Source organism: Bradyrhizobium sp. USDA 3240, from assembly GCF_054063295.1.
The window spans coordinates 8076627-8089883 of the sequence record NZ_JBSSGD010000002.1 but is presented as its reverse complement, the minus strand read 5'-3'; the positions used below and the strand labels follow the sequence as shown (position 1 = coordinate 8089883).

Genomic DNA, 13257 nt, shown 5'->3' with positions numbered 1-13257 from the left:
GTCGCTTGTCCCGCCCAAATACTGCGGGCCGGCATTCTCGTGATAAATGCGCTGACGCTGCCTGCGGGCGCGGCATCGCTCAGCCGTTCAGCCGCTTACCCGTCGAATCGTCGAACAGATGGACCAGCGCCGGATCCGGCTTGAGCCGAACCTTGTCGCCCGGGTTGAACAGATGGCGCTCGCGGAACACGGCCACCACCTGCTCGCCGCCGAGCTTGGCGAACACCTGGGTCTCCGAGCCGGTCGGCTCGACCACTACGATCTCGGCTTCGGCGCCGTCATCGGCGATGGTGAAATGCTCGGGCCGCACGCCGTAGACCGCGGGCTTGCCGTCGGAATTGGCCGGCGCCGATTTCAGCGGCAACTTGACGCCATTCGGTCCCTCGAAATAGGCGGCGCCGTTCACCTTGACGTTGCCCTTGAGGAAATTCATCGCGGGCGAGCCGATGAAGCCGGCGACGAACTGGTTCGCAGGCGTGTCGTAGAGCTCGAGCGGCGAGCCCATCTGCTCGACGATGCCGTCATGCATCACCACGATCTTGTCGGCCATGGTCATGGCCTCGATCTGGTCGTGGGTGACGTAGACGGTCGTGGTCTTCAGCCGCTGATGCAATTCCTTGATCTCGGTGCGCATGGCGACGCGCAGCTTGGCGTCGAGGTTCGAGAGCGGCTCGTCGAACAGGAATACCTGCGGATCGCGCACGATGGCGCGGCCCATTGCGACGCGCTGGCGCTGGCCGCCGGAGAGCTGGCGCGGATAGCGATCGAGCAGCGGCGTCAGCGCAAGGATTTCCGCGGCGCGCTTGACGCCGCTCGAGATTTCCTCGGGCTTGGCGCCGCGCAGCTTCAGCGAGAAGCCCATATTGTCGGCGACCGTCATGTGCGGGTAGAGCGCGTAGTTCTGGAACACCATCGCAATGTCGCGCTCTTTGGGCTGGACATTGTTGACGACGCGGTCGCCGATCGAGATCGTTCCAGAGGTGATGTTCTCAAGTCCCGCCAGCATGCGCAGCAGGGTCGACTTGCCGCAGCCGGAGGGGCCGACCAGAACGACGAACTCGCCGTCCTCGATCGGGATCGACACGCCGTGCAGGACTTCAAAATTGCCGAACGATTTCCGCACGTCGCGAATCTGGACCGACGACATCCACTTCCCTCCTCAAGTTCCCGACGGCGTACGACAAGTGCCGCCACCGCTCTGTTTTGTTCCGGCCACGCTGGGTACGCGGCTCTGTTGGACTTGCGTTATTGTCCGCAGTTTATCCGGTTTTGGCAATCGTTCGATTAGCAATCGCTTGGTAGCGCTGTCAATATCGGTTTGTCTGCGACGAAGGTCGTGATATGAGCGGCAAATGGCCCGAAAACACATCACGCCAGGCAAGATCCGGCTCACCGAAGTCGCGAAACTCGCCGGCGTCAGTCCGATTACGGCCTCGCGCTTCTTCAGGAATCCGGATGCGCTCTCGGCCGGCAAGCGCGCCCGGGTCGAGAGTGCGGCAAAAGAACTCGGTTACGTGCCCAATCTCGCGGCACGTGCGCTTGCGTCGCAGCGCACCGAGGTGATCGGTGTCCTGATCCCGTCGTTGACCAACAATGTGTTCGCCGACGTGCTGCGCGGCATCTATGACGCGCTCGACGGCAGCCGCTACAGCATTCAGCTCGCCAACACCCGCTACAGCATCCTCCAGGAAGAGCGCCTGCTGCGTCTTTTTCTGGCACAGAAGCCGGCCGGGCTGATCGTCACCGGCATCAACCAGACCGCGGATTCCCGCCGCATCATGGAAACCGTCGATTGCCCGATCGTGCAAATCATGGAGGTCGGGCCCTCCCCGATCGACATGATGATCGGATTTTCGCATTTTGACGCGGCAAAAGCCGCAATTGCCCACCTTCTCGCGCAGGGCAACCGGAGGATCGGCTTCCTCGGCGCACGAATGGATCCGCGGGTGCAGCGGCGGCTTGACGGCTATCGCGCCGCGATGACCGAGGCGGCGCTGTTCGATCCGCAGCTCATCGTCACGACCGCGATTCCAACCTCGGTGACATTGGGCGGGACGCTGTTTGCCGACCTGCTCGCCAAGACGCCCGACATCGACGCGGTGTTCTGCGTCAATGACGACCTTGCGCTCGGCGCGCTGTTCGAATGCAAGCGCCGTCACGTGGCGGTGCCGGAGCAGATGGCGATCGTCGGCTTCAACGACCTCGAATTCATGGCGTCGAGCGAGCCGACGCTGAGCAGCGTGCGGACCAATCGCTACGAAATGGGCAGAAACGCTGCCATGATGGTGATCGAGACACTCGAAGGACGCCGGCCCACTGACCCCGTCGTCGATCTGGGCTTCAGTGTCATGGAACGGCAAAGCTCGGCGCGACGCAGCTGACATCAGCCCGACACCAGCCCGTCACATGGGACGCGAAAAATGACAAAATGGTAGCGCAACCAAGTGCCTTCAACTAAGGTCCAATCCATCCAGTGAAACACCTGTGCGTGATCGTCGAGGTTTGTAATGCGTGACGATTTGCGCAAGGTACAACACGTTGAACCAGAGCCCTTGAATGGGCCCATCAAGAGTTTGCATTGCGGGAGAAACCAATGACAAAACCCCACACCAACGGGCACAGCGCCGCAGGCGAGACCAGCAAGGGCAAGGGCCGCAGGCTCCGCTCCCAGGAATGGTTCGACAACCCGCACAATCCCGGCATGACCGCGCTCTATCTCGAGCGCTATCTGAACTACGGCCTGACCCGCGAGGAATTGCAGTCGGGCAAGCCGATCATCGGCATCGCCCAGACCGGCAACGACCTGTCGCCCTGCAACCGGCATCACCTCGAGCTCGCGCACCGCGTCCGCGAGGGCATCCGCGCCGCCGGCGGCATCGCCATGGAGTTTCCGACCCATCCGATCCAGGAGACCGGCAAGCGCCCGACCGCGGCGCTCGACCGCAACCTCGCCTATCTCGGCCTGGTCGAGATCCTGTTCGGCTATCCGCTCGACGGCGTGGTGCTGACCACCGGCTGCGACAAGACCACCCCGGCTTGCATGATGGCGGCGGCGACCGTCAACCTGCCGGCGATCGTGCTGTCGGGCGGCCCAATGCTGAACGGCTGGCACGAGGGCCAGCGCACCGGCTCCGGCACGGTGGTGTGGAAGGCGCGCGAGCGGCTCGCTGCGGGCGAGATCGACTATGAGCAGTTCATCGAGATCGTGGCCTCCTCGGCCCCGTCGGTCGGCCATTGCAACACCATGGGCACCGCCTCCACGATGAACTCGCTCGCGGAAGCGCTCGGCTTCTCGCTGCCGGGCTGCGCGGCGATCCCGGCGCCCTATCGCGAGCGCGGCCAGATCGCCTACGAGACTGGCAAGCGTATCGTCGACATGGTCTGGGACGACTTGAAGCCGTCGGACTTCCTGACCCGCGAGGCGTTCGAGAACTGCATCGTGGTCAACTCCGCGATCGGCGGCTCGACCAACGCGCCGATCCACATCAATGCGCTGGCGCGCCATGTCGGCGTCGAGCTGTCGATCGACGACTGGCAGAAATACGGCCATGACGTGCCGCTGCTCGTGAACATGCAGCCGGCCGGCTTCTATCTCGGCGAGGAATATCACCGCGCCGGCGGCGTGCCGTCGGTGGTGCGCGAGCTGATCAAGCACAAGCGCATCCATGAAGGCGCCCTCACCGTCAACGGCCGCACCATGGGCGAGAATTGCAAGGAAGCGCCGAAGCCCGACGGCGACGTGATCTGGGGCTACGACAAGCCGCTGGTGAAGGACGCCGGCTTCCTTGTGCTGCGCGGCAATCTCTTTGATTCCGCGATCATGAAGACCAGCGTGATCTCGAAGGAATTCCGCGACCGCTATCTGTCCAACCCGAAGGATCTGAACGCCTTCGAGGGCCGCGCCATCGTGTTCGAGGGCCCGGAGGACTATCACGCGCGGATCGAGGATCCCGCGCTCGACATCGACGAGCACTGCGTGCTGTTCGTGCGCGGCACCGGCCCGATCGGCTATCCGGGCGGCGCTGAGGTCGTGAACATGCAGCCGCCGGCGGCACTGATCAAACGCGGCATCCTGTCCCTGCCCTGCATCGGCGACGGAAGGCAGTCCGGGACCTCGGGCTCGCCCTCGATCCTCAACGCCTCGCCCGAAGCGGCGGCCGACGGTGGGCTCGCGATCCTCGAGACCGGCGACAAGGTGCGCATCGACCTCAACAAGGGCAGCGCCAACATCATGATCTCGGAGGATGAGTTGCGCACCCGCCGCGCCGAGCTGAAGGCCAAGGGCGGCTTCCCGCACCCGGCCAACCAGACGCCGTGGCAGGAGCTCTACCGCCAGACCGTCGGTCAGCACGCGACCGGCGCCTGCCTCGAGCTCGCGACGCGCTATCACGACATCGCAGGCAAGATCGGCGTGGCGCGGGATAATCACTAAACATCACCATCATTCCGGGATGGTGCGGTAGCACCAGACCCGGAATCTCGAGATTCCGGGTTCGCGCTGCGCGCGCCCCGGAATGACGGTCAAGAGAGAAGGAAGAAACGCATGTCCAATCGACTGAAGGGAAAGCGCGCCGTCGTCACCGCCGCGGCGGCCGGTATCGGGCGCGCATGCGCGATCGCATTCGCGCGTGAAGGCGCGACCGTAATCGCCACCGACATCAACGAGAGCGGCATCGCCACCCTGGGCAAGGACGGCATCGCCGAGACCGCACGGCTCGACGTTCGCAGCACCGCCGAGGTCAACGCTTTCGCCAAGCGCGTCGGCAAGATCGACATCCTGCTCAATGCGGCGGGCTTCGTGCATCACGGCACCATTCTGGAGTGCTCGGACGAGGACTTCGACTTCTCGTTCGATCTCAACGTCAAGTCCATGCACCGGACCATCAAGGCGTTTCTGCCTGCGATGCTGGCAAGCGGCGGCGGCAGCATCGTCAACATTTCGTCCTGCGCGGCATTGCGGCCGCCGGCCAACCGTTATGTCTACAGCGCGTCGAAGGCGGCAGTTTCGCTGCTCACGCGCGCGGTTGCGCTCGACTTCATCACCCAGGGCATCCGCTGCAACAGCATCTGCCCGGGTACCGTGGAAACGCCTTCGATGCTTGATCGCGCCGCCGCCGCAGGCCCGGACGGACGCGAGAAGTTCGTCGCCCGCCAGAAGATGGGCCGACTCGGCACCGCCGAGGAAATCGCGGCCATGGCGGTGTATCTTGCAAGCGACGAGGCCGCATTCACCACCGGCGTCGACATGGTCGTCGACGGCGGCTTCATGCTCTGACCTTCAAACCTCTCCCCGCTCTTTGCGAGGAGAGGTCGGAAGCGAAGCTTCCGGGTGAGGGGCGAGGCGCAATACCTCCGCACCAGTATGCGGAGACAACCCCTCACCCCAACCCTCTCCCCGCAAGTGCGGGGCGAGGGAGCAGAACGTCCGTGCGGCCGCACCGAGGAAACGTCAAAGGACAACACCAATGAACAAGATCGATCTCAACAGCCGCTGCGCCGTCGTCACCGGCGGCGCGCAAGGCTTCGGCCGCGCCATCACCGAGCGCTTCGTCGCATCCGGCGCCAGGGTCGCGATCTGGGATTTCGACCAGCCGCTGGCCGAGAAGACCGCCAGGGCGATCGGCGAGAACGTGATCACGATCAAGACTGACGTCACCGATCCCGCCGCGGTCGACGCCGCGCGCGACCAGACGCTGCGGGCGTTCGGCAAGATCGACATTCTCGTCAACAACGCCGGTATCACCGGAGCCAACAAGCCGGTATGGGAAACCGATCTCGACGATTGGCGCAGGGTGATGCGCATCAATCTCGAGGGGCCCTTCATCTGCTGCAAGGCGATCGTGCCGACCATGATCGGCCAGAAATACGGCCGCATCGTCAACATCGCCTCGGTCGCTGGCAAGGAAGGCAATCCGAACGCCGCGCATTATTCGTCGTCGAAAGCCGGCCTGATCGCGCTCACCAAATCGCTCGGCAAGGAGCTCGCGCACCACGACATCCTGGTCAACGCGGTGACACCGGCCGCGGCAAAGACCGCGATCTTCGACCAGATGACGCAAGCGCACATCGACTTCATGCTGTCGAAGATTCCGAAAGCCCGCTTCGTGCAAGTCGAGGAGCTCGCCGCGATGGTGGCGTGGCTGGCGTCGGAAGATTGCGCGTTCTCGACCGGCGCGGTGTTCGACATCTCCGGCGGACGGGCGACGTACTAACTCCCGCGCCTCGCTGGCTGCCGAAGCGCCGTGACAAGATGATCGGCGAGCAATGACGCCGCGCGCGCGAGGTGGGGCGCGCGATGCAGACGGATCTCTGCGCGCGGCAGCCGGGGCATGCCGTCGCGCGCGGTCAGGCGCCGCAACGTCGGCGGAAAGGTCCCCGACTTCACAACCGTCACGGCAAGACCCTGCGCCGCGATCGCCTCGACGGCGGACAGGCTGTGGCTGACGAAGGCGAGCCGCCACGGCCGGCTCGCTTCGTCCAGCGCCTGCATCGCCCAGCTCCGAAACAGACAGCCCTGCGGATAGAGCGCGACCGGCAGCGGGTCGAGCTCCTCGACACGATGCGTGGTGCTGGCGGCCCACACCGCCTGCTCGGTGCGCAGCAACTCACCCTCGCCGCGCCCCTCGGGGTGCATCGCGATCACGAGGTCAAAGGCTTCGCCGAGCCGGTCCGTCATCGACGATGTCAGCCCGGTCTCCATCTCCACATGGATCAGCGGATAGTTGGCGATGAACTCCTTGAGCAGCGGCGGGACGATCAGCGTCCCGTAATCGTCCATCACGCCAAGGCGCACCCGCCCGTCGATGCCATGCTCGCGCACCCGGCCGATCGCTTCGGCGTTGAGGCTCAGAATGCGGCGGGCGTAACCGATTAGCCCCTCGCCGGCCGCGCTCAGATCGACACTGGATGTGCTGCGGTGAAACAGCTCGGCCTGCAGCCGCTCCTCCAGCCGCTTCACCTGCATGCTGACGGCGGATTGGGTCCGGTTCAGCGCCGCGGCGGCGCGGGTGAAGGAGCGATGGTCCGCCACCGCGACAAAGGCTTGCAGAAGGTCCGGGTCCAGGACGGGCGCACTCATCACGATCCGTGATTTGATTGATCAAATCTATTCCATTCCATGATTATCGCCCCTTCCCTAGATTACGCAAGCAAAACAGGGAGATCGAAGCGGGATGGGTGAGATCTGGGGGGTGTTGGCCGCGGTTGCGTCGAGTGCGCTCGGCGGAACCTCGATCGGGGCGACGCGGTTTCTGGTCGGCGCGATCGATCCGCTGGCGATCGGCGCGTTCCGCTTCGGCATCGGCGTCCTGCTGTTGCTGCCGCTGGCGCTGCTGCAGCGTGGAAACTGGCCGCCGCGGCGCGACTGGCCAGGTGTCACCGGCCTCGGCCTGCTGTTCTTTGCGGCGTTTCCAATCCTGTTCAATGCATCGCTCATCTTCACGACGGCCGCCCGCGGTGCGCTTGCGCTCTCGACGCTGCCGCTGCTGACGATGCTGGTCGGTGCCGCGCTCGGCGCCGAGCCGCTCACCGCGCGAAAGACCACCGGCGTGCTGGTCACCATCCTGGGCGTCTCGATGGCGCTGCTCTCCGGGCTCACCACGGCGCCGCCGGGCGCCTGGCGCGGCGATCTGTTGATGGTCGCGGCCGCGCTGTGCATGGCGCTCTACAGCATCTGGTCGAAGCCCTATATCCGCCGCTCCGGCCCGATCTCCTTCACCACGCTCGCCATGGCTGCCGGGGCCGCGGTCCTGATAACAGGCTCTCTGCTGCGCGGCAGTTTCGCGCCGGTTGCGGAGTTCGGTGCGCCGCAATGGTTCGGCGCGACCTATCTCGGCGCGTTCGGCGCAGCACTCACCTTCTATCTCTGGGCCTTCGCGCTGGAGCGGACGACGCCAACTCGGGTGGCCATATCAGTCACCGTCAATCCGATCGCCGCCTCGCTGGTCGGCGCGGCCCTGCTCGGCGAGCCGCTGAGCTGGAATCTGATGGCCGGCATCGTCACGGTGTTTGCCGGCATCTGGATCGCGACGACCCAGGCGCAACAGGCACGCGCGGTCACGCCGGACATACCCTGACCCGCGGCCACGCCCCCGCAAGGCCGTCCGCGAATCCGTGCTAGCCTGAGGCTCCGGTCAAAGCCAACCCGAGGCGGCAAGCCATTGAACATTTCCCTCTACGACGTCTCCGTCTGGGTGCTGCCGCTGGTGATCGCCATCACCTTCCACGAAGCGGCGCACGGCTTCGTCGCGCACCGGCTCGGCGACGACACCGCCTGGAAGCTCGGCCGCGTCAGCTTCAATCCGCTGAAGCATATCGATCCGTTCGGCACGCTGATCCTGCCCGCGATGCTGCTGCTCGCGCATTCGCCGTTCCTGTTCGGCTACGCCAAGCCGGTGCCGGTGAACTTCCGCAACCTCAACCATCCCAAGCTCGACATGGTGTGGGTGGCGCTCGCCGGCCCGGTCACCAACATCATCCTCGCGACCGCGGCGGCGCTGGCATTCCACGCGCTGCCATTGGTTCCCGCGGATGCGGCAAAATGGACCGCGGACAATCTGAAAAACGCCTTCCTGATCAACATCGTGCTTGCGATCTTCAACATGATGCCGATCCCGCCGCTGGATGGCGGCCGGGTCGCCGTCGGGCTGCTGCCGCGGCCGTTGGCGGTTCCGCTCGCCCGGCTGGAGCCCTACGGCATGCTGATCCTGATCGGCCTGTTGATCCTGCTGCCCGTGATCGGCAGGCAGATCGGCCTAAATCTTGATGTTATTTCAACGATACTGCGAACTCTGACCGGCTATGTAATCAACGCCCTTCTCCTCATTACCGGAAACACATAGCCTTGATTTGCGGATGACCCGATCGGAAAGTCGGAACCCAATCTTCCTACTCATGCGCAGGGACGGGAACGCTTCGAGGCCATGGTGATCAAAGCTGCCGATATGCTGATTGCACGACGCGCCGACACCCGCGCGCGGGCGGACTTTGCAACGTGGAAGATGATGGCGAAGCTGAACGGCGCCTCCGCCCTGCCGCCGGAAGCGCAGAATTTCCTGGCCATCTACAAAAAGCTGCTAGACCAGATGAGCGACGCCGACGCGGGCGAGGCGACGATCCAGGAGATGTATCGCACCTACTACGCGGAGATGGGCGGCGCCGGCAAAGCACCCGAGGTTCCGGCACGCTCGCGCGAACCGGCCGCCGACACCGGCAACGTCACCGCGTTCCGACGCCTGCCCGCCAAGAAAGCGGCCACCGCTGCCCCGAACGCCAAGCGTCCGATGCCGGTGGCGCTGATCTTCGCCTGCCTTGTCGTGGTCTACGTCGCGATCCGCTACTACTGGAAATAGCGCGGTCCGCGCTTCAGCCCATTTCCGCTTTCATCGTCGACGCGCGCAGCGCTGCGGCGTCGCGTCGCGCGTCACTGGCCGCTTAATCGCCGCAGCGTGGAATATCGCGCGCGATCGACCGCGCCTGTGCCCTAGGCGATGCGACCGATGCCGGGCATAATGAGGAACTCAAAAACAAAAATCATACTGGAGGGAAGATGAAGCGTTCCATTGCAGCCTCGATCAAGACGGCCCAAGTCATGACAGCGTTGGTCATGACGACGAGCCTCGTGCTCGCCGGCAGCGCGTCGGCGCAGACCATGGACAAGGTCGCCAAGGTCGGCGCCCTCGGCGATCAGTCCGGTCTCTATCAGGATATCGGCGGTCCCGGCTCGACGGTGGCGGCGCAGATGGCGATCGAGGATTCCGGGCTGCTGGCCAAGGGCTGGAAGATCGACCTGATCTCGGCCGATCACCAGAACAAGCCCGACGTCGCGGTCAACATCGGCAAGCAGTGGATCGATGTAGAGAAGGTCGACGTGTTCGTCGATCTCGCGGCCTCCAATGTCGGGCTCGCGATCGCCAACCTCGCCAAGGACAAGAATGTCGTCAACCTGAACTCCGGCTCGGGCTCGTCCGACCTCACGGGATCGCAGTGCACGCCCAATACGGTGCACTGGTCGTACGACACCTACATGCTCGCCAACGGCACCGGACGGGCGCTGGTCAAATCCGGCGGCGATACCTGGTTCTTCATCTCGGCGGACTATGCGTTCGGCCAGGCGCTCGAACGCGACACCACCGGGGCCGTCACCGCAGGCGGTGGCAAGGTGCTCGGCAGCATCAAGCATCCGCTCAACACGGCTGACTTCTCGTCCTTCCTGCTGCAGGCGCAGAGTTCGAAGGCCAAGGTCATTGGCCTTGCCAATGCCGGCGGCGACACCACCAACGCCATCAAGCAGGCCGCCGAGTTCGGCATCGTCTCGGGCGGCCAGAAGCTCGCAGGCATGCTGATGTTCCTGACCGACGTGCACTCGCTCGGCCTCAACGTCGCGCAGGGGCTGAATTTCACCGAGAGCTTCTACTGGGACATGAACGACCAGACCCGCGCCTTCTCGAAGCGCTTCATGGAGCGGTTCAAGAAAAACCCGCCGACCATGGTGCAGGCCGGCGTCTATGCCTCGCTGATCCATTACTTCAAGGCGCTGGAAGCGCTCGGCGGCAATCCGCATGACGGCCGCGCCGTCGTCGCCAAGATGAAAGAGCTGCCGACCGACGATCCGCTGTTCGGCAAGGGGTCGATCCGGATCGACGGCCGCAAGATCCACCCCGCCTATCTGTTCGAGGTGAAGAAGCCGTCGGAATCAAAGTATCCGTGGGACTATTACAAGCTGGTGGCGACCATCCCCGCGGATGAAGCCTTCCTGCCGCTCGAGAAGAGCGCCTGCCCGCTGGTGAAGAAGAGCTGAGCCGCCGCTATTCCGGGTCTCGCGAGACTAGTGCCCGGAGTTCATCGATCCGCCGAGCATGCGGCACAATGGATTCCGGGTTCGCGACTTCGTCGCGCCCCGGAATGACAGCGGTTACTTCTTCGGCTTGTTGAAGGTAACGGGAAGAGTGAAGGAGAACTGGTCTTCGGTCAGTCCGGCCGGCGGCGCGGGCACCGGATCGGAACGATGGACCATCGAGACCGCGGCGTCGTCGAATGCGACGTCCCCCGACGTTTCCATCACGGCAACGGACAGGACCTTGCCGAGACGATTGAGCACCAGGGCAAGCTTGACCTTGCCCTCTTTGGCCTTGACGCTCTCCGGGAACTTCTTGTGCAGGTCGAGGTAGGCGCTGATCTTCTTGCCCCATTTGGCCGTCAGCGCGAGCTTGTCCTTGCCGATGCCGGGGTTGGGGGCCTTGGTGGTGTCCGACTGACGCGCGTCCTCCAGCTTGGTCGGCGCGGCCGCTTCCGAGGCCTGCTGCGCTTCCTGGGCGTTGGTCTCGACCTTGGCGACCTTGGCCTCGTCCTCCTTCTGCTTCTTGGCGGTGTCCTCCGTCACGATGCGGTCGGGGTCGTCGGCCTCAATCGGCTTGGCCTGAGGCAGGTCGGTGTCCTTCACCTCGGCCTTCTGCTGCGCCATCTCCTGCACGGCCTGCTGCTCGTCAGCCGGCGCACCGGGCGGTGCGGCATCATCGGGCACGTCAGGAGAGGCGAGCTCGATGGCATATTCCGCGCCGGCGGCACCAAGCCCCTCGTCGCCGTCGTCGCCGCGCAAATTCGTCAGCGCCAGCGCTGCGCCACCCAGATGCAGCCCGACCGCCGTCACCGCGGCGATCACCCAGAGCCGCTTCGACGTCCGCAGATCAAGATCAGGGTTGGTGGACATCGCTGTTCGCCGTCAGGGTTTGGCCGGCTCGGCCTGCGGCGCCGCGGGCGCTCCGGGCAGACCCTCGAGCGCAACCAGTTTGACATGCGAGTAGCCGCCGGAGCGCAAGAGCTCCATCACGCCCATCAGCTCGCCATAGGGCACCATGCGATCGGCTCGCAGGAACACGTATTTGTCCCTGGTCATGTCGGGCACCGCATCGAGCGAATTGACCAGGTCGGCCCGCTTCACCGCGTTCTCTCCGATCGCCAGCGTGAGATCCGGCTTGATGCTGAGATAGGTCGGCTTGTCCGGCTTCTTCTGCGGCGTTGCGCTGGAGGTCGGCAGATCGATCGGCAGATCGACGGTCGAGAGCGGCGCCGCCACCATGAAGATGATCAGCAGCACCAGCATCACGTCGATGAACGGCGTGACGTTGATCTCGTGGGATTCCGCGAAATCGTCGTCGCCATCGTTCTCGGAGATCGAGACTGCCATCGCCTACTCCGCCGCCGCGGCGCGCGGATGCGCGGTGCGCGGAACGTCGCCGGGAACGCTGCCATGGGTGCGATCGAGATCGCGCGACAGGAGCCGTCCCGCCGCGCCCGAGGCGCGGTTGACGAGTTCGAGATAGACCTTCGTGACGCGCGAGAAATGGTTGTAGATGATAACCGCCGGGATCGCCGCGACGAGGCCGATCGCGGTTGCGAGCAGCGCTTCCGCGATGCCGGGCGCCACCACCGCAAGGTTCGTCGTCTGCGACTTCGAAATGCCGATGAAGCTGTTCATGATGCCCCAGACCGTGCCGAACAGGCCGACGAAGGGCGACGTCGCACCGATGGTCGCAAGCAGGCCCATGCCGACGCGGATCTTGCGGGCTTCGGCGCGCACGATTTCCGCAAAGCTCGACGCGGCGCGCTCCTTGATGCCGGCGTCGCTCGAGATGCCCGCCGACAGTCGTCCCTCGCGCATCGCGGCCGCAATGAACGACGACAGCACGCTGCCCTTGGCGCCGAGTGCGAACTGCGCTTCTGCCAACGACCGCGATTCAGCGATCTTGGCGAGCGCGCCGCGCAGCTTGCTCTGCGCCACGGTCAGCTCGACCATCTTGGCGATGAACACGGTCCAGGTCACGAGCGAGGCGAAAGCGAGACCGAGCATCACCGCCTTCACGATGATGTCTGCGTTCAGGAACATGTTCCACGGCGACAATTCGTGCAGACCGGTGCTGGTCGACTTCAGCACCTTGCCATCGCCGTTCGCAGACGCGGCCGGCGACACATCGAGTGCGGTCGGTGCGGGAGCTGCTGCGGCAGGTGCCGCCGCGGCCTGAGTTTGCTGGGCCTGGGCTTGCGGCGCCGGCTGGGCCACCGGCGCGGTCTGGGCAGGTGCCGCTGGCTGGGCCTGCGCCGCCGGCGGCTGAGCCGCGGGTGCGGACTGGGCCCGGGTCACGGGCGCGGGCTGCGCGGCAGGCGCCGTCTGCTGCTGCGCCGAGGACGGCGCAATCAGCATCAGCATCGCCAGCGAGGCGATCATGGCGGATGCAGCGGGGAACTTGAATGTCATCATCA

Annotated in this window: 13 protein-coding genes; 8 read left to right on the top strand and 5 right to left on the bottom strand. The window is 64.9% G+C overall.

The genetic code is table 11. The features are described 5' to 3' along the window. Window positions 1–79 precede the first annotated feature (79 nt). Window positions 80–1147 (bottom strand): ABC transporter ATP-binding protein, encoded by a 1068-nt coding sequence (locus ACVIGA_RS38520; RefSeq protein WP_223973091.1) that lies wholly within the window; start codon window positions 1145–1147, stop codon window positions 80–82. Between the two features lie 205 nt (window positions 1148–1352). Here ACVIGA_RS38520 and gntR point away from each other — a divergent pair, with 205 nt between their 5' ends. The 4 genes from gntR to ACVIGA_RS38500 all read left to right on the top strand — a co-directional run bounded on the left by gntR (window position 1353) and on the right by ACVIGA_RS38500 (window position 6212). Next, window positions 1353–2381 (top strand): HTH-type transcriptional regulator GntR, encoded by a 1029-nt coding sequence (gene gntR / locus ACVIGA_RS38515; RefSeq protein WP_223973093.1) that lies wholly within the window; start codon window positions 1353–1355, stop codon window positions 2379–2381. 212 nt (window positions 2382–2593) lie between these two features. Further along, window positions 2594–4432, top strand: coding sequence for an IlvD/Edd family dehydratase (locus ACVIGA_RS38510; RefSeq protein WP_456670136.1), 1839 nt, complete (start codon window positions 2594–2596; stop codon window positions 4430–4432). Window positions 4433–4543: 111 nt separating this feature from the next. Beyond that, a complete protein-coding gene (locus ACVIGA_RS38505) occupies window positions 4544–5275 on the top strand; it encodes an SDR family oxidoreductase (RefSeq protein ID WP_456670135.1) in 732 nt (243 codons plus the stop codon). 190 nt (window positions 5276–5465) lie between these two features. Beyond that, a complete protein-coding gene (locus tag ACVIGA_RS38500; RefSeq protein ID WP_456670134.1) occupies window positions 5466–6212 on the top strand; it encodes an SDR family NAD(P)-dependent oxidoreductase in 747 nt (248 codons plus the stop codon). Here ACVIGA_RS38500 and ACVIGA_RS38495 read toward each other — a convergent pair. Next, entirely contained in the window at window positions 6209–7078 is an 870-nt protein-coding gene (locus tag ACVIGA_RS38495; protein ID WP_456670133.1) for a LysR substrate-binding domain-containing protein, read from the bottom strand. The two genes, ACVIGA_RS38500 and ACVIGA_RS38495, sit on opposite strands and share 4 nt — an antisense overlap. Window positions 7079–7172: 94 nt before the next feature. Here ACVIGA_RS38495 and ACVIGA_RS38490 point away from each other — a divergent pair, with 94 nt between their 5' ends. The 4 genes from ACVIGA_RS38490 (at window position 7173) to ACVIGA_RS38475 (ending at window position 10798) form a co-directional block, all read left to right on the top strand. Continuing rightward, window positions 7173–8075, top strand: coding sequence for a DMT family transporter (locus ACVIGA_RS38490; RefSeq protein WP_456670132.1), 903 nt, complete (start codon window positions 7173–7175; stop codon window positions 8073–8075). Window positions 8076–8159: 84 nt separating this feature from the next. Then, window positions 8160–8840: a site-2 protease family protein gene (locus ACVIGA_RS38485; RefSeq protein ID WP_456670131.1), complete on the top strand. Its 681-nt coding sequence runs from the start codon at window positions 8160–8162 to the stop codon at window positions 8838–8840. A gap of 102 nt (window positions 8841–8942) precedes the next feature. Then, complete coding sequence (locus tag ACVIGA_RS38480; protein WP_456670981.1) at window positions 8943–9350, top strand: hypothetical protein; 408 nt, start codon at window positions 8943–8945, stop codon at window positions 9348–9350. A 239-nt stretch (window positions 9351–9589) separates the two neighbouring features. Continuing rightward, window positions 9590–10798 (top strand): ABC transporter substrate-binding protein, encoded by a 1209-nt coding sequence (locus ACVIGA_RS38475; protein ID WP_456670980.1) that lies wholly within the window; start codon window positions 9590–9592, stop codon window positions 10796–10798. A gap of 114 nt (window positions 10799–10912) precedes the next feature. Here ACVIGA_RS38475 and ACVIGA_RS38470 read toward each other — a convergent pair whose 3' ends face one another. Genes ACVIGA_RS38470 through exbB form a run of 3 tightly spaced genes read right to left on the bottom strand, consistent with a single transcriptional unit; the run spans window position 10913 to window position 13255 of the window. Then, window positions 10913–11707, bottom strand: a complete 795-nt coding sequence (locus ACVIGA_RS38470) for an energy transducer TonB family protein (protein WP_375780491.1) — start codon at window positions 11705–11707, stop codon at window positions 10913–10915. A gap of 12 nt (window positions 11708–11719) precedes the next feature. Then, entirely contained in the window at window positions 11720–12184 is a 465-nt protein-coding gene (gene exbD / locus ACVIGA_RS38465; protein ID WP_456670130.1) for a TonB system transport protein ExbD, read from the bottom strand. A 3-nt stretch (window positions 12185–12187) separates the two neighbouring features. Continuing rightward, complete coding sequence (gene exbB / locus ACVIGA_RS38460) at window positions 12188–13255, bottom strand: tonB-system energizer ExbB (protein WP_456670129.1); 1068 nt, start codon at window positions 13253–13255, stop codon at window positions 12188–12190. Window positions 13256–13257 lie beyond the last annotated feature (2 nt).

Coding starts and splice junctions, on each gene's coding strand:
- gntR (WP_223973093.1), top strand. CDS start 1,353: ATGGCCCGAAAACACATCACGCCAGGCAAGATCCGGCTCACCGAAGTC.
- ACVIGA_RS38495 (WP_456670133.1), bottom strand. CDS start 7,078: ATGAGTGCGCCCGTCCTGGACCCGGACCTTCTGCAAGCCTTTGTCGCG.
- ACVIGA_RS38510 (WP_456670136.1), top strand. CDS start 2,594: ATGACAAAACCCCACACCAACGGGCACAGCGCCGCAGGCGAGACCAGC.
- ACVIGA_RS38470 (WP_375780491.1), bottom strand. CDS start 11,707: ATGTCCACCAACCCTGATCTTGATCTGCGGACGTCGAAGCGGCTCTGG.
- ACVIGA_RS38500 (WP_456670134.1), top strand. CDS start 5,466: ATGAACAAGATCGATCTCAACAGCCGCTGCGCCGTCGTCACCGGCGGC.
- ACVIGA_RS38480 (WP_456670981.1), top strand. CDS start 8,943: ATGCTGATTGCACGACGCGCCGACACCCGCGCGCGGGCGGACTTTGCA.
- ACVIGA_RS38505 (WP_456670135.1), top strand. CDS start 4,544: ATGTCCAATCGACTGAAGGGAAAGCGCGCCGTCGTCACCGCCGCGGCG.
- ACVIGA_RS38520 (WP_223973091.1), bottom strand. CDS start 1,147: ATGTCGTCGGTCCAGATTCGCGACGTGCGGAAATCGTTCGGCAATTTT.
- ACVIGA_RS38475 (WP_456670980.1), top strand. CDS start 9,590: ATGACAGCGTTGGTCATGACGACGAGCCTCGTGCTCGCCGGCAGCGCG.
- exbB (WP_456670129.1), bottom strand. CDS start 13,255: ATGATGACATTCAAGTTCCCCGCTGCATCCGCCATGATCGCCTCGCTG.
- ACVIGA_RS38490 (WP_456670132.1), top strand. CDS start 7,173: ATGGGTGAGATCTGGGGGGTGTTGGCCGCGGTTGCGTCGAGTGCGCTC.
- exbD (WP_456670130.1), bottom strand. CDS start 12,184: ATGGCAGTCTCGATCTCCGAGAACGATGGCGACGACGATTTCGCGGAA.